Source organism: Nocardioides sp. JCM 18998, assembly GCF_055391535.1.
Genome location: NZ_AP043886.1, coordinates 2,342,563 through 2,361,132 on the forward strand (window position 1 = coordinate 2,342,563; position 18,570 = coordinate 2,361,132).

Annotated in this window: 22 protein-coding genes; 9 read left to right on the forward strand and 13 right to left on the reverse strand. The window is 70.6% G+C overall.

The window, feature by feature from the left end:
• Positions 1 to 42: 42 nt before the first annotated feature.
• A complete protein-coding gene (locus tag ACZ5L9_RS10890) occupies positions 43 to 1,122 on the forward strand; it encodes an ABC transporter ATP-binding protein (protein ID WP_464527538.1) in 1,080 nt (359 codons plus the stop codon).
• Between the two features lie 87 nt (positions 1,123 to 1,209).
• Here the strand turns inward: ACZ5L9_RS10890 and ACZ5L9_RS10895 are convergent, their stop codons facing one another.
• From ACZ5L9_RS10895 to ACZ5L9_RS10905, 3 genes are all read right to left on the reverse strand, one after another.
• Positions 1,210 to 2,109, reverse strand: a complete 900-nt coding sequence (locus ACZ5L9_RS10895) for an alpha/beta fold hydrolase (protein WP_464527540.1) — start codon at positions 2,107 to 2,109, stop codon at positions 1,210 to 1,212.
• A 4-nt stretch (positions 2,110 to 2,113) separates the two neighbouring features.
• Positions 2,114 to 3,151, reverse strand: coding sequence for a class II fructose-bisphosphatase (gene glpX / locus ACZ5L9_RS10900; protein WP_464527541.1), 1,038 nt, complete (start codon positions 3,149 to 3,151; stop codon positions 2,114 to 2,116).
• Between the two features lie 94 nt (positions 3,152 to 3,245).
• Positions 3,246 to 4,556, reverse strand: a complete 1,311-nt coding sequence (locus ACZ5L9_RS10905) for an SLC13 family permease (protein WP_464527543.1) — start codon at positions 4,554 to 4,556, stop codon at positions 3,246 to 3,248.
• Between the two features lie 96 nt (positions 4,557 to 4,652).
• On the opposite strand from ACZ5L9_RS10905, the gene ACZ5L9_RS10910 reads away from it, so the two are divergent.
• Positions 4,653 to 5,255 (forward strand): DUF4245 family protein, encoded by a 603-nt coding sequence (locus tag ACZ5L9_RS10910; protein ID WP_464527545.1) that lies wholly within the window; start codon positions 4,653 to 4,655, stop codon positions 5,253 to 5,255.
• Here the strand turns inward: ACZ5L9_RS10910 and ACZ5L9_RS10915 are convergent.
• Entirely contained in the window at positions 5,246 to 5,509 is a 264-nt protein-coding gene (locus ACZ5L9_RS10915) for an exodeoxyribonuclease VII small subunit (RefSeq protein ID WP_464527547.1), read from the reverse strand. The genes ACZ5L9_RS10910 and ACZ5L9_RS10915 overlap by 10 nt on opposite strands.
• A complete protein-coding gene (xseA, locus tag ACZ5L9_RS10920; protein ID WP_464527549.1) occupies positions 5,490 to 6,734 on the reverse strand; it encodes an exodeoxyribonuclease VII large subunit in 1,245 nt (414 codons plus the stop codon). The genes ACZ5L9_RS10915 and xseA overlap by 20 nt, the downstream gene beginning before the upstream one ends.
• Before the next feature lie 59 nt (positions 6,735 to 6,793).
• On the opposite strand from xseA, the gene ACZ5L9_RS10925 reads away from it, so the two are divergent.
• Together ACZ5L9_RS10925 and ACZ5L9_RS10930 are read left to right on the forward strand one after the other, a co-directional pair.
• Entirely contained in the window at positions 6,794 to 7,786 is a 993-nt protein-coding gene (locus ACZ5L9_RS10925; protein ID WP_464527551.1) for a 4-hydroxy-3-methylbut-2-enyl diphosphate reductase, read from the forward strand.
• Complete coding sequence (locus tag ACZ5L9_RS10930) at positions 7,786 to 8,409, forward strand: L-threonylcarbamoyladenylate synthase (protein WP_464527553.1); 624 nt, start codon at positions 7,786 to 7,788, stop codon at positions 8,407 to 8,409. The genes ACZ5L9_RS10925 and ACZ5L9_RS10930 overlap by 1 nt, the downstream gene beginning before the upstream one ends.
• On the opposite strand, the gene ACZ5L9_RS10935 is transcribed toward ACZ5L9_RS10930, so the two are convergent.
• The 5 genes from ACZ5L9_RS10935 to ACZ5L9_RS10955 all read right to left on the reverse strand — a co-directional run bounded on the left by ACZ5L9_RS10935 (position 8,336) and on the right by ACZ5L9_RS10955 (position 11,580).
• Positions 8,336 to 8,827 (reverse strand): DUF6542 domain-containing protein, encoded by a 492-nt coding sequence (locus tag ACZ5L9_RS10935; protein WP_464527555.1) that lies wholly within the window; start codon positions 8,825 to 8,827, stop codon positions 8,336 to 8,338. The two genes, ACZ5L9_RS10930 and ACZ5L9_RS10935, sit on opposite strands and share 74 nt — an antisense overlap.
• 16 nt (positions 8,828 to 8,843) lie before the next feature.
• Positions 8,844 to 9,872, reverse strand: coding sequence for a DNA recombination protein RmuC (locus ACZ5L9_RS10940; RefSeq protein WP_464527558.1), 1,029 nt, complete (start codon positions 9,870 to 9,872; stop codon positions 8,844 to 8,846).
• 69 nt (positions 9,873 to 9,941) lie between these two features.
• Positions 9,942 to 10,361 carry a GNAT family N-acetyltransferase gene (locus ACZ5L9_RS10945; RefSeq protein WP_464527560.1) on the reverse strand — a complete coding sequence of 140 codons (420 nt, stop codon included), beginning with the start codon at positions 10,359 to 10,361 and terminating at the stop codon, positions 9,942 to 9,944.
• Between the two features lie 2 nt (positions 10,362 to 10,363).
• The gene (locus ACZ5L9_RS10950) at positions 10,364 to 11,152 is read right to left on the reverse strand and encodes an exodeoxyribonuclease III (protein ID WP_464527561.1); all 789 of its coding nucleotides are present in this window, start codon (positions 11,150 to 11,152) and stop codon (positions 10,364 to 10,366) included.
• 17 nt (positions 11,153 to 11,169) lie between these two features.
• Positions 11,170 to 11,580 (reverse strand): VOC family protein, encoded by a 411-nt coding sequence (locus ACZ5L9_RS10955; RefSeq protein ID WP_464527563.1) that lies wholly within the window; start codon positions 11,578 to 11,580, stop codon positions 11,170 to 11,172.
• A 79-nt stretch (positions 11,581 to 11,659) separates the two neighbouring features.
• Between ACZ5L9_RS10955 and ychF the strand changes: the two genes are divergently transcribed.
• From ychF to ACZ5L9_RS10970, 3 genes are read left to right on the forward strand one after another with little or no spacing between them, the layout of a single operon-like run.
• Positions 11,660 to 12,733, forward strand: coding sequence for a redox-regulated ATPase YchF (gene ychF / locus ACZ5L9_RS10960; RefSeq protein WP_464527564.1), 1,074 nt, complete (start codon positions 11,660 to 11,662; stop codon positions 12,731 to 12,733).
• A complete protein-coding gene (locus tag ACZ5L9_RS10965; RefSeq protein WP_464527565.1) occupies positions 12,730 to 13,263 on the forward strand; it encodes a hypothetical protein in 534 nt (177 codons plus the stop codon). The genes ychF and ACZ5L9_RS10965 overlap by 4 nt, the downstream gene beginning before the upstream one ends.
• Before the next feature lie 14 nt (positions 13,264 to 13,277).
• The gene (locus ACZ5L9_RS10970; protein WP_464527568.1) at positions 13,278 to 13,631 is read left to right on the forward strand and encodes a DUF3817 domain-containing protein; all 354 of its coding nucleotides are present in this window, start codon (positions 13,278 to 13,280) and stop codon (positions 13,629 to 13,631) included.
• A 230-nt stretch (positions 13,632 to 13,861) separates the two neighbouring features.
• On the opposite strand, the gene ACZ5L9_RS10975 is transcribed toward ACZ5L9_RS10970, so the two are convergent.
• From ACZ5L9_RS10975 to ACZ5L9_RS10985, 3 genes are read right to left on the reverse strand one after another with little or no spacing between them, the layout of a single operon-like run.
• On the reverse strand, positions 13,862 to 14,740 hold the full coding sequence (locus tag ACZ5L9_RS10975) for an HAD family hydrolase (RefSeq protein WP_464527570.1): 879 nt from the start codon (positions 14,738 to 14,740) through the stop codon (positions 13,862 to 13,864).
• Positions 14,733 to 15,677: a formylglycine-generating enzyme family protein gene (locus ACZ5L9_RS10980; RefSeq protein WP_464527572.1), complete on the reverse strand. Its 945-nt coding sequence runs from the start codon at positions 15,675 to 15,677 to the stop codon at positions 14,733 to 14,735. Before ACZ5L9_RS10980 ends, ACZ5L9_RS10975 begins: the two co-directional genes overlap by 8 nt.
• Before the next feature lie 2 nt (positions 15,678 to 15,679).
• On the reverse strand, positions 15,680 to 17,179 hold the full coding sequence (locus tag ACZ5L9_RS10985; RefSeq protein ID WP_464527573.1) for an arylsulfatase: 1,500 nt from the start codon (positions 17,177 to 17,179) through the stop codon (positions 15,680 to 15,682).
• 212 nt (positions 17,180 to 17,391) lie between these two features.
• Between ACZ5L9_RS10985 and ACZ5L9_RS10990 the strand changes: the two genes are divergently transcribed.
• Both ACZ5L9_RS10990 and ACZ5L9_RS10995 read left to right on the forward strand, forming a co-directional pair.
• A complete protein-coding gene (locus ACZ5L9_RS10990; RefSeq protein WP_464527575.1) occupies positions 17,392 to 17,601 on the forward strand; it encodes a LapA family protein in 210 nt (69 codons plus the stop codon).
• A gap of 4 nt (positions 17,602 to 17,605) precedes the next feature.
• On the forward strand, positions 17,606 to 18,544 hold the full coding sequence (locus tag ACZ5L9_RS10995) for an RDD family protein (protein ID WP_464527577.1): 939 nt from the start codon (positions 17,606 to 17,608) through the stop codon (positions 18,542 to 18,544).
• Positions 18,545 to 18,570: the final 26 nt, after the last annotated feature.

The following is an 18,570-nucleotide window of genomic DNA, read 5'->3' on the forward strand; positions in this document are numbered from 1 at the left end:
GGATCGTCCGGCACGTACCTGCCGGTGAAGGAGTAACTCAACATGGCATCTGTGACCTTCAAGAAGGCCCAGCGCTGGTACCCGGGGACGGACGTCCCGGCGGTGCCCGGAATTGACCTGGAGATCAAGGACGGCGAGTTCATGGTCCTCGTCGGCCCCTCGGGCTGCGGCAAGTCCACCACCCTGCGCATGCTCGCGGGTCTGGAGGAGGTGACCAACGGCGAGATCCTGATCGGCGACCGCGACGTCACCTCGATGCCGCCGAAGGACCGCGACATCGCGATGGTGTTCCAGAACTACGCGCTCTACCCGCACATGACCGTCGCCGAGAACATGGCGTTCTCGCTGAAGATGGCCAAGGTCGACAAGGCCGAGCAGAAGCGCCGCGTCGACGAGGCGGCCCGCATCCTCGGCCTGGCCGAGTACCTCGACCGCAAGCCGAAGGCGCTCTCCGGCGGTCAGCGCCAGCGTGTCGCCATGGGTCGCGCCATCGTCCGCCAGCCGCAGGTCTTCTGCATGGACGAGCCGCTGTCGAACCTCGACGCCAAGATGCGTGTCCAGACCCGTACGGACATCGCCAAGCTGCAGGCCGACCTCGGCGTCACCACCGTCTACGTCACCCACGACCAGGTCGAGGCCATGACGATGGGCGACCGCGTCGCCGTCATGAACAAGGGCGAGCTCCAGCAGGTCGACACCCCGCTGAACCTCTACAGCCGCCCGGTCAACCTCTTCGTCGCCGGCTTCATCGGCTCCCCGCAGATGAACCTCATCGAGGCCAAGGCCGACAACGGCACCGCGAAGATCGGCTCGTACAACGTGCCCGTCGACCCGGCCGCCTCGAAGAAGATGCAGGGCAACATCACCGTCGGCGTCCGCCCGGAGGCCTGGCGCCTCGTCGGCGCCGGTGAGGGCCTGCCGGTCAAGGTCACCGTCGTCGAGGAGCTCGGCTCCGACTCGTTCGTCTACGGCTCCTGCGACGTCGAGGGCACCCCGTCCTCGGTCATCGTCCGCGTCAGCCGCACCGACAAGGTCAACAAGGGCGACACGATCTACGTCACCACCGACCCGGCCGACGTCCACGTCTTCGACACCGAGAGCGGCCTGCGCCTCTCCGAGTGATCGAGCACGGCGTGATCTGACGCAGCGCTTACGAACGGCGCCGTCCTCCTCCGGGAGGGCGGCGCCGTTCGGCGTCCCACGCCTCGCTCAGGCCGTGATGCCGGCCCGGTCGGCGGTCTCGCGGATCACCTCGACGAAGACCGGCCACAGCGGCCGGGGCAGGTCGTGGCCCATGCCCTCGATGAGGCGCAGCCGGGCGCCGGGCACGGCCTTCGCGGTGGCCCGGCCTCCCGACGCGTGCACCATCCGGTCGGCGAGCCCGTGGATCACGGCGGTCGGCGCCGTCACCGAGCGCAGCGCCCGGGTCCGGTCGCGCTGGGTGAGGACCGCCATCGTCTGGCGCCCGGCGCCGGCGCTGGAGACGCCGTGCTCCCAGGACGCCTCGGCCAGGGTGCGGGTCTCCTCGGCCGTGGTGGGATAGGCCGGCGATCCGACCAGTCGCCAGAAGGCGACCATCCGGTCGAGGTACGCCTCCCGGCCCGGGGCGGAGCGGAGCATGCCGGGCAGGACGATCGGGTGCTGCCAGCCGACCCGCCGGCTGCCGGTCGTCGACATCACCGAGACCAGCGAGGAGAGCCGCTCGGGGTGCTCGACGGCGATCGTCTGGGCGATCATGCCGCCCATCGAGACGCCGCAGACGTGTGCCCGCTCGATGCCGAGGGCGTCGAGGAGGCCGATCGCGTCGGCGGCCAGGTCGGAGATGGAGTACGCGGCCCTGGTGGGGACGCCGGCGAAGGCCCGGACCATCATCGACACGGTGACGCGGCCGGTCATCCGGCTGGAGCGGCCGACGTCGCGGTTGTCGAAGCGGATCACGTGGAAGCCGGTCGCGGCCAGCTCCTCGCAGAGCTCGTCGGGCCACCAGACCATCGAGCAGGCCAGGCCCATCACCAGCAGCAGCGGCTCGTCGGCGGGGTCGCCGAACGTCTGGTAGCAGAGGTCGACGCCGCTGGGCAGCGTGACGACCCGCTCCTCGGAGGCGCTCATCGGCTCAGTCGTCGAAGTTGATCGCGGAGTAGGCCTGCAGCTTCGAGAGCTGGTGCTCGGAGGTGATCTTGCGGATCGTGCCCGAGCGCGAGCGCATCACCAGGGAGTCGGTGACGACGCTGCCGCGCGGGAGGTAGCGCACGCCGTGCATCAGGTCGCCGTCGGTGATGCCGGTGGCGACGAAGAAGCAGTCGTCGGCGGTGACCAGGTCGCTGGTGTGCAGCACGAAGTCGGGGTCGAGGTTGTGGCCGGCGTCGAGCGCCTTCTGCCGCTCGTCGTCGTCCTTGGGCCACAGCCGCCCCTGGATGGTGCCGCCCATCGCCTTCATCGCGCAGGCCGCCACGATGCCCTCCGGCGTACCGCCGATGCCGAGGAGCAGGTCGGCGCCCGAGTCGGTGGTGCGGGCGGCCGAGATGGCGCCGGCGACGTCGCCGTCGGTGATGAACTTGATCCGGGCGCCGGTCCTGCGGATCTCCTCGACGAGGTCCGCGTGGCGCGGGCGGTCCAGCACGATCACGGTGACATCGGACGGCTTGGAGCCCTTCGCCTTGGCGACCTGGAAGATGTTCTCCGAGACCGGGACGCGGATGTCGACGACGTCGGCGGCCTCCGGGCCGGTCACCAGCTTCTCCATGTAGAAGACGGCCGAGGGGTCGTACATCGTGCCGCGGGGCGCCACCGCCATCACCGAGACGGCGTTGCCCATCCCCTTGGCGGTCAGCGTGGTGCCGTCGATCGGGTCGACCGCGACGTCGACCTCGGGCCCGGTGCCATCGCCGACCCGCTCGCCGTTGTAGAGCATCGGGGCGTTGTCCTTCTCGCCCTCGCCGATGACGACGGTGCCGTCCATCGAGACCGTCGAGATCAGCACGCGCATGGCGTTGACCGCGACCCCGTCGGCGCCGTTCTTGTCGCCGCGACCGACCCAACGGGCGGCCGCCATGGCGGCCGCCTCGGTGACGCGCACCAGCTCGAGTGCCAGGTTGCGGTCCGGTGCCTGGGGCGCGGCATCCAGGGAGTCAGGGCGCTGGGAGTCGGTCATGGGGCCGACTGTAACCGCAGGTGAAGGGGTGATTCTTCGCTTGAACGATCCAGAGACGGAGACTTATCCCGCAATTTTTCCGGGCGTTACACGATCAGCTGGTCACCGCCAGCGCGGCGACCGCGGCGAGCAACGCCAGCGGGGTCAGCGTCAGCGAGACCAGGTGGAAGCGGCCGTTGCTCGGTGTGATCCCGCCACGCGCGAGGGTGCGCCGCCAGAGCAGGTTGGCCAGACTGCCGGTCCAGGTCAGGCCCGCGCCGATCGTCAGCCCGAGCAGCGCCGCGAGGATCGCGGTGTCGCCCAGCGGCACCAGCGCCGGCACGATCAGCAGGGTCGCGGAGAGGTTGGCCAGCAGCGCCGCGGCCACGGTGGCGATCACCGCGATCAGCAGGAGAGCACCGAAGCCGGTGCCGTCCGGGAGGACGCGCTCGACCAGGTCCCCGAGGAAGTCGTCGGCCAGTCCCGCGACCGTCACCCCCAGCGCCAGCACCCACAGCGCGAACGAGGGGTGCGCGGAGTGGAGGGCTTCGCGAGGCGTCAGGAGCCGACCACGGCTGGCCCAGGCCAGCAGCACGACGGCAGCCACCGCCGCCGGCACCCACGGCTCGACCCCGAGCGGACTCAGCACCCCGAACGCCACCAGCATCACGCCGACGACTCCCGCCGGGACCAGCAGCTGGGGACGGTCCCGCCCGGCACCCCGTCCGAGGGGACACGCTCCGGGCGCAAGCCGGCTCGTTCCTCGCCGCCTCGCTTCCTGCGCGGGGAGCCCCTCGGACGGCGCGCCGTTCGGGCCCGTCCCCTCACGCTGCAGGTCCCGGCGGAAGATCACCCGCAACCCGACGTACTCGACGACGAGGACGACCACGAGAGGGAGCGCCATCCGTGCCGCGAATCCCGCGAACGTCAGGTGCAGGTACGGCATCGCCAGCAGGTTGGTGAGGTTGGCGACCGGCAGCAGGAGCGAGCCGGAGTTCGCCAGCCGCAGGCAGGCGTACGCGCCGGGGGAGCCGGACGCCCCGAACCCGCGGGCCGCGACGATCACGACCGGGGTCAGCAGCACGACCGTCGCATCGAGGCTGAGCACGGTGGTGACCACGGCGGCCAGCAGGAAGACGCCGAGGAAGAGCCGCTGCGGATCGCGGCGGGAGTGGTCGCGGACCAGGTCGGCGGCGGCCTCGAAGAGGCCGGCTCGCGCGCAGACCTCCGCGACGACCAGGATCGCGACCAGGAAGCCGACCACGGGCAGCAGGTGATCGACCGCGTCCGCCGCGTCGTGGCGGCTGACGTAGCCCGTGCCGAGGACGAGCCCCGCGACGGCGACCGAGACCAGGGCCTCCGTGCGGGGGCTGGGGTGGCGGTGGGCGGTCACCAGCAGCGCCAGCAGACACACGACCCCGATCACGAGGCCAAGGGTAGGCAGTGCGCACCGCGCTCCGCGGGGCAGGTGCGGTTGGCGCCGTTTCGGTCCGGCCTGGGGGCACCTGAGACGATGGCGGGCGTGAGTGAGCAGGGCGCCAGTCGTTATCCGCGGACCTTCCGGGGTCTCCTCGCCTCGATGATCGTGCTGGTCGTCGCGGTGGTCGGGTTCTGGGCGCTGAACTACGGGCTCCACAAGCACCCCAGCGGCGATGCGGTCGCCGTCGACTACCGCTCGACGGTTTCCGACCTGCAGGCCGCCGGCGCGCCGCTCGACGTCATCTACCCGACCTCGCTGCCGCAGGGCTGGACCGCCACCAGTGCGGACTACACCCCGCAGAGCGGACTCGGCACCAAGCCGTCCTGGAGCCTCGGCGCGGTCACCGACCACGACACGTTCGTGGGCCTGCGGCTCGAGTCGACGTCGCTGGACTCGATGATCACGACCTACGTCGACAAGGACGCCGAGAAGGGCGCCGCGACGACGATCGACACCGCGTTCGGCGACTCGTGGGCGACCTACACCGACCGCGGCGGCGACACCGGCTACGCGGTCACCGTCGGCGACGACGTGCTGCTCGTCTACGGTTCGGCCGACAAGGCCGACTTCACCGCGTTCATGCGGTCGCTGACCGCGAAGAAGCTGGCCGGCGCCTCGACCGGCTCGGCGCCCGCTCAGTCCTGATCCGAGGCCGCCCTCGCGGCGGCGTCGAGTCGCGCGCGGGCGCCCTCGAGCCAGTCCTGGCAGATCGTGGCGAGGCGCTCGCCGCGCTCCCACAGCGCCAGCGACTCCTCGAGCGTGGTGCCGCCGGTCTCGAGTCGGCGGACCACCTCGATCAGCTCCTCGCGGGCCTCCTCGTACGAGGGCGTGGGCTCCTCGGCCGTCTCCGGGGTGCTCGCCGGGGCGGGTGCAGCGGCGTCAGTCTTCTTCGTTGCCATCGCCTGGCATCTCCTCGATCTCGTCGGTGGTGGCGTGCAGGCGGCCGTCGGCCAGCCGGATGTTGAGCTTGGCGCCGGGCGCGGTGCCGGCGACGCCGGCCAGGACATGCCCCTCGGCGTCCTGAACCACGGCGTATCCGCGGCGCAGCGTCTCGAGGGGGCTGAGAGCACGCGCCCGTGCGCGCTGGTGCGCGATGTCGTCGAACGCCCGGTCGAGCCGGTGGCCGAGGCTGCGGCGGGTGCGCTCACGCAGCTGGGCGATCTCGTCGAGCCGGCCGCCGATCAGGCTGGTGGGGTCGGCCAGCGCCGGGCGGGAGCGCAGCGAGTCGAGGAGGTTCTGCTCGCGCTGGAGCCACAGGGTCATCGAGCCGCGGAGCCGGTGGCGGGCCACCTCGACCAGGCGCAGCTCCTCGGCCACGTCGGGCACGACCAGCTTGGCGGCGTCGGTCGGCGTCGAGGCCCGTACGTCCGCGACCAGGTCGAGCAGCGGGGAGTCGGGCTCGTGGCCGATCGCGGAGACGACCGGGGTGCTCGCGGCGTGGACCGCGCGGATCATCGCCTCGTCGGAGAACGGCAACAGGTCCTCGACCGAGCCGCCGCCGCGCGCGATCACGATGACGTCGACGTCGGGGTTCTTGTCGAGGCGCTGGAGGGCGCCGATCACCTCCTCGGCGGAGCGCGGACCCTGCATCGCGGCGTACGCGACCTCGAAGGTCACCGCCGGCCAGCGGCGCCGCGCGTTCTCCAGGACGTCACGCTCGGCCGCGGAGTTGGGCGCGGTGACCAAGCCCACGGTGCGGGGGAGGAACGGCAGGCGGCGCTTGAGCTCGTGCGCGAATAGCCCCTCGGCGGCGAGGAGCTGACGACGACGCTCGAGCCGGGCGAGGAGCTCGCCGAGCCCGACCATCCGGATCTCCCGGATCGCCAGCGACAGGGAGCCGCGGTTGGCGTAGTAGGACGGCTTGCCGTGCACGACCACGCTGGCGCCCTCGACCAGCGGCGGGTTGAGGCCGTCGAACATCGTGCGGCTGCACGTCGCCGGGATCGAGATGTCGGCGACCGTGTCGCGCAGGGTGAGGAAGACGGTCTGCATCCCCGGGCGGCGGTTGACCTGGGCGATCTGGCCCTCGACCCACACCGCCCCCAGCCGGTCGATCCAGCCGGAGATCGCGTTGGCGATCTGCCGCACCGGTGCCGGTGACTCGAGGGAGGTCTCCAGGGCCATGCGGGTGACCCTACTGTCGCGATCCGACAGTCCGAAGCCTGCTCCGTAGACTTGCGCCCATGAGCATCGACCTCGGCACACCGCGCGTGATCTCCGACGAGGAGAAGGCGGTCCTGCTCGCCTCCCCGCGCGGCTACTGCGCCGGCGTCGATCGCGCGGTCGTCACCGTCGAGCAGGCGCTGGAGCTGTACGGCGCCCCGATCTACGTCCGCAAGGAGATCGTGCACAACAAGCACGTCGTCGGCGACCTGCGCTCGCGCGGCGCGATCTTCGTCGAGGAGCTCGACGAGGTGCCGGCCGGCGCCACTGTGATCTTCTCCGCGCACGGCGTCTCTCCGGCCGTCCATGCCGACGCCCAGGTGCGCGGGCTCAAGACGATCGACGCGACCTGCCCGCTGGTCACCAAGGTCCACCTGGAGGCGAAGCGCTTCGCCGACCAGGACTTCGACATCCTGCTCATCGGTCACGCCGGCCACGAGGAGGTCGAGGGCACGATGGGCGAGGCGCCCGAGCACATCCAGCTGGTCGAGCACCCCTCCGACGTCGACAACGTCGTCGTCCGCGACCCGAAGAAGCTGGTCTGGCTCTCCCAGACCACGCTGTCGGTCGACGAGACGATGGAGACGGTCAATGCGCTCAAGGCGCGCTTCCCCGAGCTGCTCGACCCGCCGAGCGACGACATCTGCTACGCCACCCAGAACCGCCAGCTCGCGATCAAGGAGATCTCGGCCCCCTCGGACCTGGTGATCGTGGTCGGCTCGCGCAACTCCTCCAACACGATGCGCCTGGTCGACGTCGCGCTCGAGGCCGGCGCCGGCGCCGCCTACCGCGTCGACGACGCCAGCGAGATCGACGAGGCCTGGCTCGAGGGCGTCGCTACGGTCTCGGTCACCAGCGGTGCCAGCGTCCCGGAGGAGCTGGTCCAGGCGGTGCTCGGCTGGCTCGCCGAGCGCGGCTACCCCGATGCCCGTACGGTCACCTCGGCCGAGGAGTCCCTCGTCTTCGCGCTTCCCGTGGAGCTGCGCCGCGCCCTGAAGGAGGCTGGCCGCTGATGGCTCGCTATCTCGACGTCCACCCGGACAACCCGCAGCCGCGCCTGGTGGCGCAGATCGTCGACGCGCTGCGCAACGACGAGCTGATCGCCTACCCGACCGACTCGGGCTACGCGCTCGGCTCGCGGCTGGGCAACAAGGACGGCCGCGACCGGATCCTGACGATCCGCGGTCTCGACGACCGCCACCACTTCACGCTGGTCTGCAAGGACTTCTCCCAGCTCGGCACGATGGTGCACGTCGACAACAGCGCCTTCCGGGCGATCCGGTCGGCGACGCCGGGGCCGTTCACGTTCATCCTGCCGGCCACGCCGGAGGTCCCGCGGCGGCTGCTGCACCCGAAGAAGAAGACCGTCGGCGTGCGCATCCCCGATCATGTGGTGGTGCAGGCGATCCTCGAGGAGCTCGGCGAGCCGATCCTCTCCTCGACGCTGATCATGCCGGGCGAGACCGAGCCGCGGACCAGCGGCTGGGACGTCAAGGAGGAGCTCGACCACGTCGTCGACGTCGTGGTGGAGGCCGGTGACACGCCGGCCGAGCCGACCACGGTCATCGACTGGTCGGATGGGGCTCCCGAGGTGATGCGGGAGGGCGCGGGCGACTCGTCCCGCTTCCTGGGCTGACGGGCCGGGTGCTCGCGCCCCGGGCGTGGTTGAGCCGGTTGCGCCGGATCACCAGGCAGGCCAGCGTCGCCGCGTAGCCGAGCCCGAGCGCGACCGCGTGACGACCCAGCGCGGAGACGACCGCCTGCAGGAAGCCGTCCCCGACATCGCCGCCGAGGCCGTCGCGGTTGCCGATCGCGAACAGCGCGATGACGCCGAGCATGAGCAGCGGCGGCAGCACGCCGACGGCGAAGAAGTCGCGCGGGTGCACCAGGATCGCCACCCCGGCGCAGATCATGATGAAGCAGAGGTCGAAGAGCAGGCCGATGTGCGTGCCGAGGCCGCTCTCCACGATGGCGACGCTCAATGCGAGCGCGACGGCCAGCGCCACGACGCGCGCGCCGGGCTCCTCGCCCTCATCCCAGATGGTGTGGGTCATCGCCTGAACCTTCCTTCTAGATGGCCACGTTAGGGTCCTGCCCCGCGTCGTCGACGGCGGCGCGCCGCACGGCGTGGAGCTCGACGGGCCGCGGTGACGGCAGCTGCTCGTCGGTGACGCCGAGCTCGCCGAAGCGGCGGGCGGCGACCAGGACCCGGCCCTCGAGGGAGCCGATCGCCTGGTTGTAGCGGGTGACGGTCGCGTTGAGGGAGCGGCCGACCGCGTCGAGGTGGCCGCTGAAGGTGGCCAGCCGGTGGTGCAGGTCGCGGCCGAGCCGGTGGATCTGGCGGGCCTCGTCGGCGAGGGTCTCCTGGGACCAGCCGTGGGCGACCGTGCGCAGCAGGGCGATGAGGGTCGTCGGGGTGGCGAGCACGACCTGGCGGGCGGCGGCGTACTCGATCAGCGAGCCGTCGGTCTCCAGCGCGGCGGCGAGGAACGACTCGGCCGGCACGAAGAGGACGACGAACTCGGGACTGCCGGGCAGGGAGCGCCAGTAGGCCTTCGAGCCGAGCTGGTCGATGTGGGTGCGCAGCTGGTGCGCGTGCCGGTTGAGGTGGTGCTGCCGCTCGGCGTCGTCCTCGGTGCTGGTCGCATCGAGGTGGGCGTCGAGGGGGACCTTGGCGTCGACGACGATCTCGCGGCCGCCGGCGAGGTGGACGACCAGGTCGGGGCGGAGCGCGCCATCCTCGACCCGGACCTGCTCGCTGAAGTCGCAGCGGTCGACCAGCCCGGCCAGCTCCACCGCCCGGCGCAGGTGCAGCTCGCCCCAGCGGCCCCGCACCTGCGGACGGCGCAGCGCCGTCGACAGCGTCCGGGTCTCGCGCTGCAGCTGGTCGACCTGGGCGTGGAACCGGCCCTGCCACTGCGCCCGCTCCCGGTCGAGGTGGTGCATCTGGTCGCTGAGCCGGTCGAGGCTCTGCATCACCTCGGCCTGATCGAGGGCGCCCTCCAGCGCGGCGGGACGCGACCGGATCCAGAAGACGCCGATCAGGGCGCCGAGGGCGAGGCCGACCACGAGGGCGACGAAGAGCGCGAAGATCTCCATGCGCTCACCGTGGCAGCGACCCCTGACAGTTTTGAGATCGCGCCTCGGAACGCCGTCGCGGGACCGGCCTCAGTCCAGCGGCTTGACCCACCGTCGCCAGTCCGGCTGCGGCGCGTAGCCGGCGGCTCGCCAGATGGTCTGACCCAGGTCGTTGCCCTCGAGGACCATCGCGTCGATCCGGGCCGCCCCGAGTGCACGGAAGCGCTCCTCCGCATGCGCGAGGAGCAGCCGGCCGACGCCTTGGCGGCGTACGTCCGGGTGCACGGCGAGGCGATACAGATGGGCCCGCCATCCGTCCCAGCCGGAGACGAGGGAGCCCACCAGCCGGCCGTCCTGCTCGGCCACCGTGCATGCCTCCGGGTCGCGCGCCAGCAGCAGCTCGAACTTCTCGGCGGTGTCGGTCGGGCGGGAGTCGTTCTCGGCGGCGACGTGCCACAGGGCCATCAGGTCCCGAACGTCGGAGGAGTCCGCACTCCGCAGGGTCGTCACGATCAGTCAGCGAGGTCGACGACCACCGGGGCGTGGTCCGACGGGGCGCCGGTGCCCTGGGCGGGGTCGCGCTCGTCGCGGTCGATGAAGGCGCCCGTCACCCGCGAGGCGAAGGCGGGGGAGCCGAGGACGAAGTCGATCCGCAGGCCACGGTTCCGCTCGAAGCGCTGGCGGTAGTAGTCGAAGTAGGTGTAGACGTCCGGGCCCGGGGTGTACGGCCGCACCACGTCGCGGTAGTCCTTCTCGATCGCGAAGAACGCCTCCCGCTCGGCCGGGGTCAGGTGCGTGGAGTTCTTGAACTGCGAGGGGTCGAAGCAGTCCTCGTCGTACGGGCAGACGTTCCAGTCACCCACCAGTGCGGTCGGAGAGTCGAGCCAGGCCTGCGAGGCCTCGCGCAGCCGGGCCAGCCAGTCGAGCTTGTAGACGTAGTGCGGGTCGTCGGGCTTGCGGCCGTTCGGGACGTAGAGCGAGGCGATCCGCACGCCGCCGCACACCGCGGAGATGGCGCGCGCCTCGGCGGTCTCCGGCTCGCCGTAGAGCGGCATGCCCTCGAAGCCCACCTGGACGTCCTCGAGCCCGACCCGGGAGAAGAGCGCGACGCCGTTCCACTGCGAGTGACCGACGGCGGCCATCTCGTACCCCCGCAGCTCCAGCTCCATGGTCGGGATCTGGTCGACCTTCGCCTTGGTCTCCTGGACGGCGAGCACGTCGATGTCGTGTCGGTCGATGAAGGCGTGCACCCGGTCGATCCGGGTGCGGATGGAGTTGACGTTCCAGGTCGCGATGCGCACCCCGGAAACCTACCCGCTCAGGCGAGCTTGATCGCCCGCGGCGCCTGGCCGCCCCGCTCGGCCTCGCTGCGCACGATGCAGAACTCGTTGCCCTCCGGATCGGCCAGGACGACCCATCCCGCCCCGTCGGGCTGGCGACGGTCGTCGAGCAGCGTCGCGCCGAGGTCCAGGGCATGCTCGACCTGCTCGTCGCGGCCGGCGTCGGTCGGCGCCAGGTCCAGGTGGATCCGGTTCTTCGCAGTCTTGCCCTCGGGCACCCGGATGAACAGCAGCGAGGTGCCGTCGTCGTTGGGATAGTGCGGTGCGACCAGCACCTCGTTGTCGTCCTCGTCGTAGAAGACGTTCCAGCCGGTCAGGTCGGCCCAGAAGTCGGCGAGTGCACGAGCATCGGCGCAGTCGAAGGTGATGGCGTGCACGGTCACGGTCATACGAACACCCAACACCAGCGGGCGGACGGCGTCACGCGGAATCGGCTCGACCCGCGCGGACTCCTTAGACTCAGGCCTCGTGGCTCTCACCATTGGCATCGTCGGTCTCCCGAACGCGGGCAAGTCGACGCTCTTCAACGCGCTGACCAAGAACAACGTGCTCGCCGCGAACTACCCGTTCGCGACGATCGAGCCGAACGTCGGCGTCGTGGGCGTGCCCGACGCGCGGCTGGCGGAGCTCTCCAAGATCTACGGCTCGGAGCGGCTGCTGCCCGCCACCGTCGAGTTCGTCGACATCGCCGGCATCGTCCGCGGCGCCTCGCAGGGCGAGGGCCTGGGCAACAAGTTCCTCGCGCACATCCGCGAGTCGGCCGCGATCTGCCAGGTCACCCGCGTCTTCCGCGACGACGACGTCACCCACGTCGACGGCGAGGTCAACCCGGGCTCCGACATCTCGACGATCCAGACCGAGCTGATCCTGGCCGACATCGAGACCGTCGAGAAGGCGATCACCCGCCTCGACAAGGAGTCCCGCAAGAACAAGGACCTCGTCGCGAACTTCGAGGCCGCCCAGGAGGCCAAGGAGGCGCTCGAGGCGGGTACCCCGATCATCTCCACCAAGATCGACCGCGAGCTGCTCCGCGAGCTCTCCCTGCTCACTGCGAAGCCGTTCATCTACGTCTTCAACTGCGACACCGACGAGCTGGCCGACGAGTCGCTCAAGGCGTCGATGCGGGAGCTGGTCGCCCCCGCTGAGGCGATCTTCCTGGACGCCAAGATCGAGTCCGAGCTCATCGAGATGACCGACGAGGAGGCGCTCGAGATGCTCAACGACCTCGGCATCGACGAGTCCGGCCTCAACCAGCTCGCCCGCGTCGGCTTCGACACCCTCGGCCTGCAGACCTACCTCACCGCCGGTCCGAAGGAGGTGCGCGCCTGGACGATCAACAAGGGCGCCACCGCCCCCGAGGCAGCCGGTGTGATCCACACCGACTTCCAGAAGGGCTTCATCAAGGCGGAGATCGTCTCGTACGACGACCTCATCGCCGCCGGCTCCGTCGCGAAGGCACGCGAGGTCGGCAAGGCTCGCATGGAGGGCAAGGACTACGTGATGCAGGACGGCGACGTGGTGGAGTTCCGCTTCAACGTATGAGGCTGATCGGCCGGATCTGGGAGTGGACGGATCGGCAGAACGGGTTCCGGCGTGTCGTTCTTGTCATCGCTCCCGGCGCCGGGCTCCTGCTCGGGTTGATCCTCGGCGCCGTCGGACTCCGCCAGTGGGCACACGTCCATGGTCGCCCCGTCGAGCATGCTCAGGTCGTCGTCGCCGAGCGGACCGGGCGGACCGACCACTGTGGCAAGTCCGGCTCCGCCGACGTCTACCGCTTGATCTGGGTCTCGGCGAACCCGCCGACCGGGCTGCCCGCCACATTCACCAACGAAGAGGGGTGTGACCGCAGCCAGGTCGGCGACAAGCACGACGTCGTCCGCGTTGTGTCCGACACGGATTCCGTCCACGTCTGGGATGACCCGGCGACCTCGCTCGCCGAGACGGCCGCGCTGTTCGCCGCTGGTCTGGGTGCTGGTTACGGAATCGGCTTCCTCACAGGGGCGGGCAGTTTGGTCTGGGGCCGGATCCGGCCTCGCCGAGCCAGGCACGTACGAACCACCGACGAGTCCTGAGAGGACCAGCAACCATGTCGAACGACGTCATCGCCACCGAGGCCCCGGCCGCCGAGCAGCCCGGCGAGCACCGTGCCATCGCGCTGGCCTTCCGGGCCACCGCACTGATCGAGGCCGTCACCTGGGCGGGCCTGCTGATCGGGATGCTGTTCAAGTACGTCGTCGGCCACAACGCCACCGGCGTGCACATCATGGGACCCATCCACGGGATGGCGTTCGTCGCGTACGTGGTGTCCACGACGTTGGCCGCTCGATCGTTCCGCTGGTCGTTCGGGCTGTGGGCCCTCGGTCTGGTGGCGAGCATCCCGCCGCTCGCGACCGTCCTGTTCGAGCGGTTCATCGTGCGCCGCGACCGGCTGCGCGGCTAGGCAGCGGCACAGATCCCGCACCTGCACGATCTGGCACGTGCTGAGGGGTCTCGACAGGCTCGACCTCCGGGGCTCGATCTGCGGGGGTCTCGACAGGCTCGACCTCCGGGGCTCGATCTGCGGGGGTCTCGACAGGCTCGACCTCCGGGGCTCGATCTGCGGGGGTCTCGACAGGCTCGACCTCCGGGGCTCGATCTGCGGGGTCTCGACAGGCTCGACCTCCGGGCGGGCTAGAAGACGGTCTCCCAGTCCCGGGCGATGCTGACCAGCGTCCAGCCGAGCCGGGTGCCGACGTCGGTGATCGACTCGTCGTTGGCGGTGGTGACGCCCTCGCCGGCGTAGCTGAACTCGCGGTCCGCGTCATCGTGCACCACCAGCATCGCCATCGTCGGACCGGTGCCGGCGGCGGTCCACTCGAGCATCTCCCGGTCGCCGCTGGAGTTGCCGGCCGCGAAGATCGGGCGCCGTCCCAGCTGGGTCTGGATGTTGAGCACCTTCGGCTCGCCCTCGTTGGCGTGGCCGAGGATCTGCGCGGTGCGGCGCAGCTCGGGGCGGTCGTGGGCGTCGCGCTCGAAGGTGTAGTCGATCAGGGAGCCGACCACCAGCTCGGGCGGTACGCCGTAGAGGTCCTCGCTCACCGCTCGGACGAACTCGGTCCCGCCGCCGGTGATGAGACCGACGGTGAACTCGCGACGCCGCAGCTCCTCGATCAGCTCCAGCATCGGGGCGAACACCCGACCCGGGTGGCGGGTCGCGAAGCCGCGCGCCTCGGCGGCGAACTCCTCGGGCGTCTGTCCCTCGAAGAGCTCGGCCAGGGCGAAGACGATCGCCGGCAGGCCAAGCTTGCCGATCGCCTCGTGGTCCTGGTGGATCAGCGCGGCATACTCGGCACGCTCGGCGAGCTTCGGATCGGCCTCCACCCGGCGCTTGAGCGCATCGAGGAAGAAGTACATCTGGACGTACTCCGGCTTCTCGGTCCACATCGTGCCGTCGTTGTCGAAGTAGGCCACCCGCTCGCGTACGGGCACCGACTCGGCAGCATCGAGGAAGGCCAGGATCGCGTCGCGGGTCGGGCCCGGGCGCCATGACGGGAGCAGGTTCTCAGACAAGGGTCAGTCCTTCCGTTCGGGGACGGGTGACGCATCGGAACCCGATGTGGCTCATCCCGGTGTCGATCATCTGGGGGCGGCGCGCGGCGGGCCGATAGCGCAGGCAGTAGGAGTCGGCACACAGGTGCGACCCGCCCTTGATCACCTTGCGGCCGACCTTGAACTGCGGCTGGGCGGGGTCGTAGCTGCCCGCGAGATCACCGCCGCGCGGCGCCTCGGGGGCGCAGCAGGCCGGGCCACCGTGGGCGTCGGGGTGCTGCGCGGTCCACCAGTCCTCGGTCCACTCCCAGACGTTGCCGGCCATGTCGAAGAGCCCGAAGCCGTTGGGCGGGAAGCTGCCGACCGGGGCGGTCCGCTGGAAGCCGCTCTCGCCGGTGCTGCGCCAGGGGAAGTCGGGGCCGTCCCAGGTGTTCGCCATGATCCTGCCGCCCGGACGCGCCTCGTCTCCCCAGGTGAAGGCCGCGCCGTCGAGTCCTCCGCGGGCGGCGTACTCCCACTCGGCTTCAGTCGGCAGCGCTCCACCGGCCCAGGCGGCGTACGCGGCCGCGTCGGCGTGCGCCACGTGCACGACCGGATGATCCAACCGCTTGTCGATGCCGCTCGCGGGACCGCTCGGGTGCTTCCAGCAAGCGCCCGGCTTCCAACGCCACCACTGGCTGAGGTGGCGCAGGTCGACCGGCCCGCGGGTCGGCGTGAACACCATCGAGCCGGGCTGCAGGTTCTCCGCCGGCGCATCCGGGTAGTCGGCCGGGTCGAGCGGGCGCTCGGCGACCGTCACGTAGCCGGTGGCCTCGACGAACGCGGCGAACTCCGCGTTGGTCACCTGGCGCACGTCGATGGCGAAGGCGCCGACCTGTACGTGGTGGGTCGGCGCCTCCTCCGGGTAGTGGTCGTCGGAGCCCATCCGGAAGGTGCCACCGGGCAGGTCGACCTGCATCCTCAGCTGCTCCCGGCGACCGACTGCAGCTTGGCGAGCACCTGGTCGACGCTGAAGCTCGGCGGCGTCTGGCGCACCGGGAACTCCTGGAACGACTGGATCATCTCGGCAACGTACGCCTGCGCGGGGACGAAGAGCCAGATGTGGTCCAGCACCCAGTCGAAGTAGGTGTTCGAGGTGACGTCCGCCCGCTCGTACGGATCCGTCTTCAGGTTGAACAGCTTCGGGAAGCGCAGCTCGGTGAACGGCTCCTGCCAGATCCGCAGGGTGCCGGTGGCGCGCTGCTCGAGGAAGACGAACTTCCAGTTGTCGTAGCGCAGTGCGGTCAGGTCGCCGTCGTCGGAGACGTAGAAGAAGTGGTTGCGCGGGCTCTTCTCCGCGGCCCCGGTGACGTAGTCGAGCTGGTTGTGCCCGTCGAGATGGACCTTGTACGAGGCTCCGGCCAGGTCGGTCCCGGCCTTCAGCCGGTTCGCGACGTCGGCGTCCCCGGCGGCGGCGAGCAGCGTGATGAACCAGTCGTTGTGGCTGACGATGCCGTTGCGCACCTCCCCGGCGGGGATGTGCCCGGGCCAGCGCACCATCGCCGGCACCCGGTAGGCACCCTCCCAGTTCGAGTTCTTCTCGCTGCGGAACGGCGTCATGCCGGCATCGGGCCAGGAGTTCATGTGCGGACCGTTGTCGGTGGAGTACATCACGATGGTGTTCTCCGCCAAGCCGTTCTCGTCCAGGTAGTCGAGCACCGACCCGACCAGCGCGTCGTGGTCGACCATCACGTCGTGGTATTCCGACTGCCAGCGACCCGCCTGCCCGCGCGAGCCGTCCTTGATGTGGGTGCGGAAGTGCATGTGGGTGGTGTTGAGCCAGACGAAGAACGGGGTGTCCGCGTCCTTCGCCTCACCCATGAAGCGCAGCGCCTCGGGCACGATCTCGTCGTCGATCGTCTTCATCCGCTCCTTGGTGAGCGGGCCGGTGTCCTCGATCCGCTGGGTGCCGTCCCCGTTGGCCCACGCGTGGATGACGCCGCGCGGGCCGAACCGCTTGCGGAAGTTCGGGAACTCCTCCTCGGTCGGGTAGTCGGGGAGCTCGGGCTCCTCCTCGGCGTTGAGGTGGTAGAGGTTGCCGAAGAACTCGTCGAAGCCGTGCATGGTCGGCAGGAACTCGTCGCGGTCGCCGAAGTGGTTCTTGCCGAACTGGCCGGTGGCGTACCCGAGGCTCTTCAGCGCGGTGGCGATCGTCGGGTCCTCGGCCCGCAAGCCGATGTCGGCGCCCGGGAAGCCGACCTTGGTCAGCCCGGTGCGATAGGGGTTCTGGCCGGTGATGAACGCGGCGCGCCCTGCCGTACAGCTCTGCTCGCCGTAGTAGTCGGTGAACAGCACGCCCTCCTCCGCGACCCGGTCGATGTTGGGCGTGCGATAGCCCATCAGGCCGTTGCTGTAGCAGCTGAGGTTGCTGATGCCGATGTCATCGCCCCAGATGATCAAGATGTTCGGCTTCTCCGACATGCCTTCTCCTCCTGCAGCGGCGATGAGGCCGCATCGACTGGCCCGACCCGGACACCCTGGCCCGCCGCCGACGGAGGACGCCTCCCCTGAGTCGGGTGACTCACCACGCCGACGCGGTTGGCGGTGATTCGGCGACCGCGGCGCTAGCGTCGGTCACATCCACGCTGCACCGTTCATGGAGCGCCACCCAGGGCGACGAAGGTGAGGGACCGATGATCGACTTCCTGCGCGAGCGCTGGCTCGCCGTCGTCCTGGTCCTGATCGCCGTCGTCTTCATCGCGCAGAACCCGGACGAGACCCGGATCAGCTTCCTGTGGTTCCACCTCACCTGGCCGCTGTGGCTGACCCTGACCATCGTGACGGTGATCGGGGCCGGGATCGGCTACTACATCAGCAAGCGCCGGCCCCAGGGCAAGGCCTGACCCGATGTGCACTCCGCAGGGACCCGGCGGCCGGCCACCGCGCGGTCCGGAGCAGGGACCCGAGCACGGGCTGATCGGCCGGGTCGCGGGTGCGGTGACCGGCAAGATGGTCGGGATCGTGCCGATCGAGGCGGTGCTGGACAACGTCGACGTGAACGCCGTCCTCGACGACGTCGACGTCGACCGGCTGATCGAGCGGGTCGACGTCAACCGGGTGCTGGCTCGCGTCGACGTGGACGCGCTGATGGCCCGGGTCGACGTCGAGCGGCTCGTGCAGCGCGCCGGCATCCCGCAGATCGTCGCCGAGACCACCGGGCACCTCGCCGGCGGCACCCTCGACATCGTCCGGGACCGGCTCGCCGACGGGGATCGGCTCGCGGCGGTCGTCGTGGACCGGGTCACGCAGCGCCGGCGGACCCGCCCGCAGTGGTACGACGCGCGCACCGGGCAGAGCGTCCCGTTCGCCGGCGGGGTCAGCCGGCTGCTCGCCTGGCTGGTCGACCTCGGCGTGGTCCTCGCCGCGTACGCCGGGGCGGCGTGGGTGATCGGCGTCGTCTTCGATGCGTTCGGGTTCTCCGGCAACTGGCTCACCGATCAGGGCGCCGCGCTGCTCGCGGCCGTGGCGCTGGGCGGATGGGCGGCGGTGTACGCGACCGTCTGCGTCGCCGTGGCCGACGCGACGGTGGGCAAGTGGCTGGTCGGCGTCCGGGTGCGGCGCGCCGACGGCAGTCGGGTCGGCCCGTTCCGTGCTCTGGTGCGGGCGGTGGCCTTCGCGCTCTCGGCCACCCTCGGCTTCCTCGGCCTGGTGCTGATCGCGTTCCAGCGCCGCTCCCGCGGCCTGCACGACCTCATCGCCGGCACGGTGGTCGTCCACGTCGGCCACGCCACCGCGTCATCCGTGTCGCCGGCCCCGAGCGGACCTGTAGCGGTTCGTCCACGGTAGGGAGGAATCAGTGGTGAACCACGGCT

What these genes read in the sequence shown, in the direction of transcription:
- ACZ5L9_RS10970 (WP_464527568.1), top strand. Translation starts at nt 13,278, where the DNA reads ATGTCGAACGACGTCATCGCCACCGAGGCCCCGGCCGCCGAGCAGCCC.
- ACZ5L9_RS10915 (WP_464527547.1), bottom strand. Translation starts at nt 5,509, where the DNA reads ATGGCAACGAAGAAGACTGACGCCGCTGCACCCGCCCCGGCGAGCACC.
- ACZ5L9_RS10955 (WP_464527563.1), bottom strand. Translation starts at nt 11,580, where the DNA reads ATGACCGTGACCGTGCACGCCATCACCTTCGACTGCGCCGATGCTCGT.
- ACZ5L9_RS10930 (WP_464527553.1), top strand. Translation starts at nt 7,786, where the DNA reads ATGGCTCGCTATCTCGACGTCCACCCGGACAACCCGCAGCCGCGCCTG.
- ACZ5L9_RS10995 (WP_464527577.1), top strand. Translation starts at nt 17,606, where the DNA reads ATGTGCACTCCGCAGGGACCCGGCGGCCGGCCACCGCGCGGTCCGGAG.
- ACZ5L9_RS10890 (WP_464527538.1), top strand. Translation starts at nt 43, where the DNA reads ATGGCATCTGTGACCTTCAAGAAGGCCCAGCGCTGGTACCCGGGGACG.
- ACZ5L9_RS10980 (WP_464527572.1), bottom strand. Translation starts at nt 15,677, where the DNA reads ATGCAGGTCGACCTGCCCGGTGGCACCTTCCGGATGGGCTCCGACGAC.
- ACZ5L9_RS10940 (WP_464527558.1), bottom strand. Translation starts at nt 9,872, where the DNA reads ATGGAGATCTTCGCGCTCTTCGTCGCCCTCGTGGTCGGCCTCGCCCTC.
- xseA (WP_464527549.1), bottom strand. Translation starts at nt 6,734, where the DNA reads ATGGCCCTGGAGACCTCCCTCGAGTCACCGGCACCGGTGCGGCAGATC.
- ACZ5L9_RS10935 (WP_464527555.1), bottom strand. Translation starts at nt 8,827, where the DNA reads ATGACCCACACCATCTGGGATGAGGGCGAGGAGCCCGGCGCGCGCGTC.
- ACZ5L9_RS10985 (WP_464527573.1), bottom strand. Translation starts at nt 17,179, where the DNA reads ATGTCGGAGAAGCCGAACATCTTGATCATCTGGGGCGATGACATCGGC.
- ACZ5L9_RS10895 (WP_464527540.1), bottom strand. Translation starts at nt 2,109, where the DNA reads ATGAGCGCCTCCGAGGAGCGGGTCGTCACGCTGCCCAGCGGCGTCGAC.
- ACZ5L9_RS10925 (WP_464527551.1), top strand. Translation starts at nt 6,794, where the DNA reads ATGAGCATCGACCTCGGCACACCGCGCGTGATCTCCGACGAGGAGAAG.
- glpX (WP_464527541.1), bottom strand. Translation starts at nt 3,151, where the DNA reads ATGACCGACTCCCAGCGCCCTGACTCCCTGGATGCCGCGCCCCAGGCA.
- ACZ5L9_RS10965 (WP_464527565.1), top strand. Translation starts at nt 12,730, where the DNA reads ATGAGGCTGATCGGCCGGATCTGGGAGTGGACGGATCGGCAGAACGGG.
- ACZ5L9_RS10990 (WP_464527575.1), top strand. Translation starts at nt 17,392, where the DNA reads ATGATCGACTTCCTGCGCGAGCGCTGGCTCGCCGTCGTCCTGGTCCTG.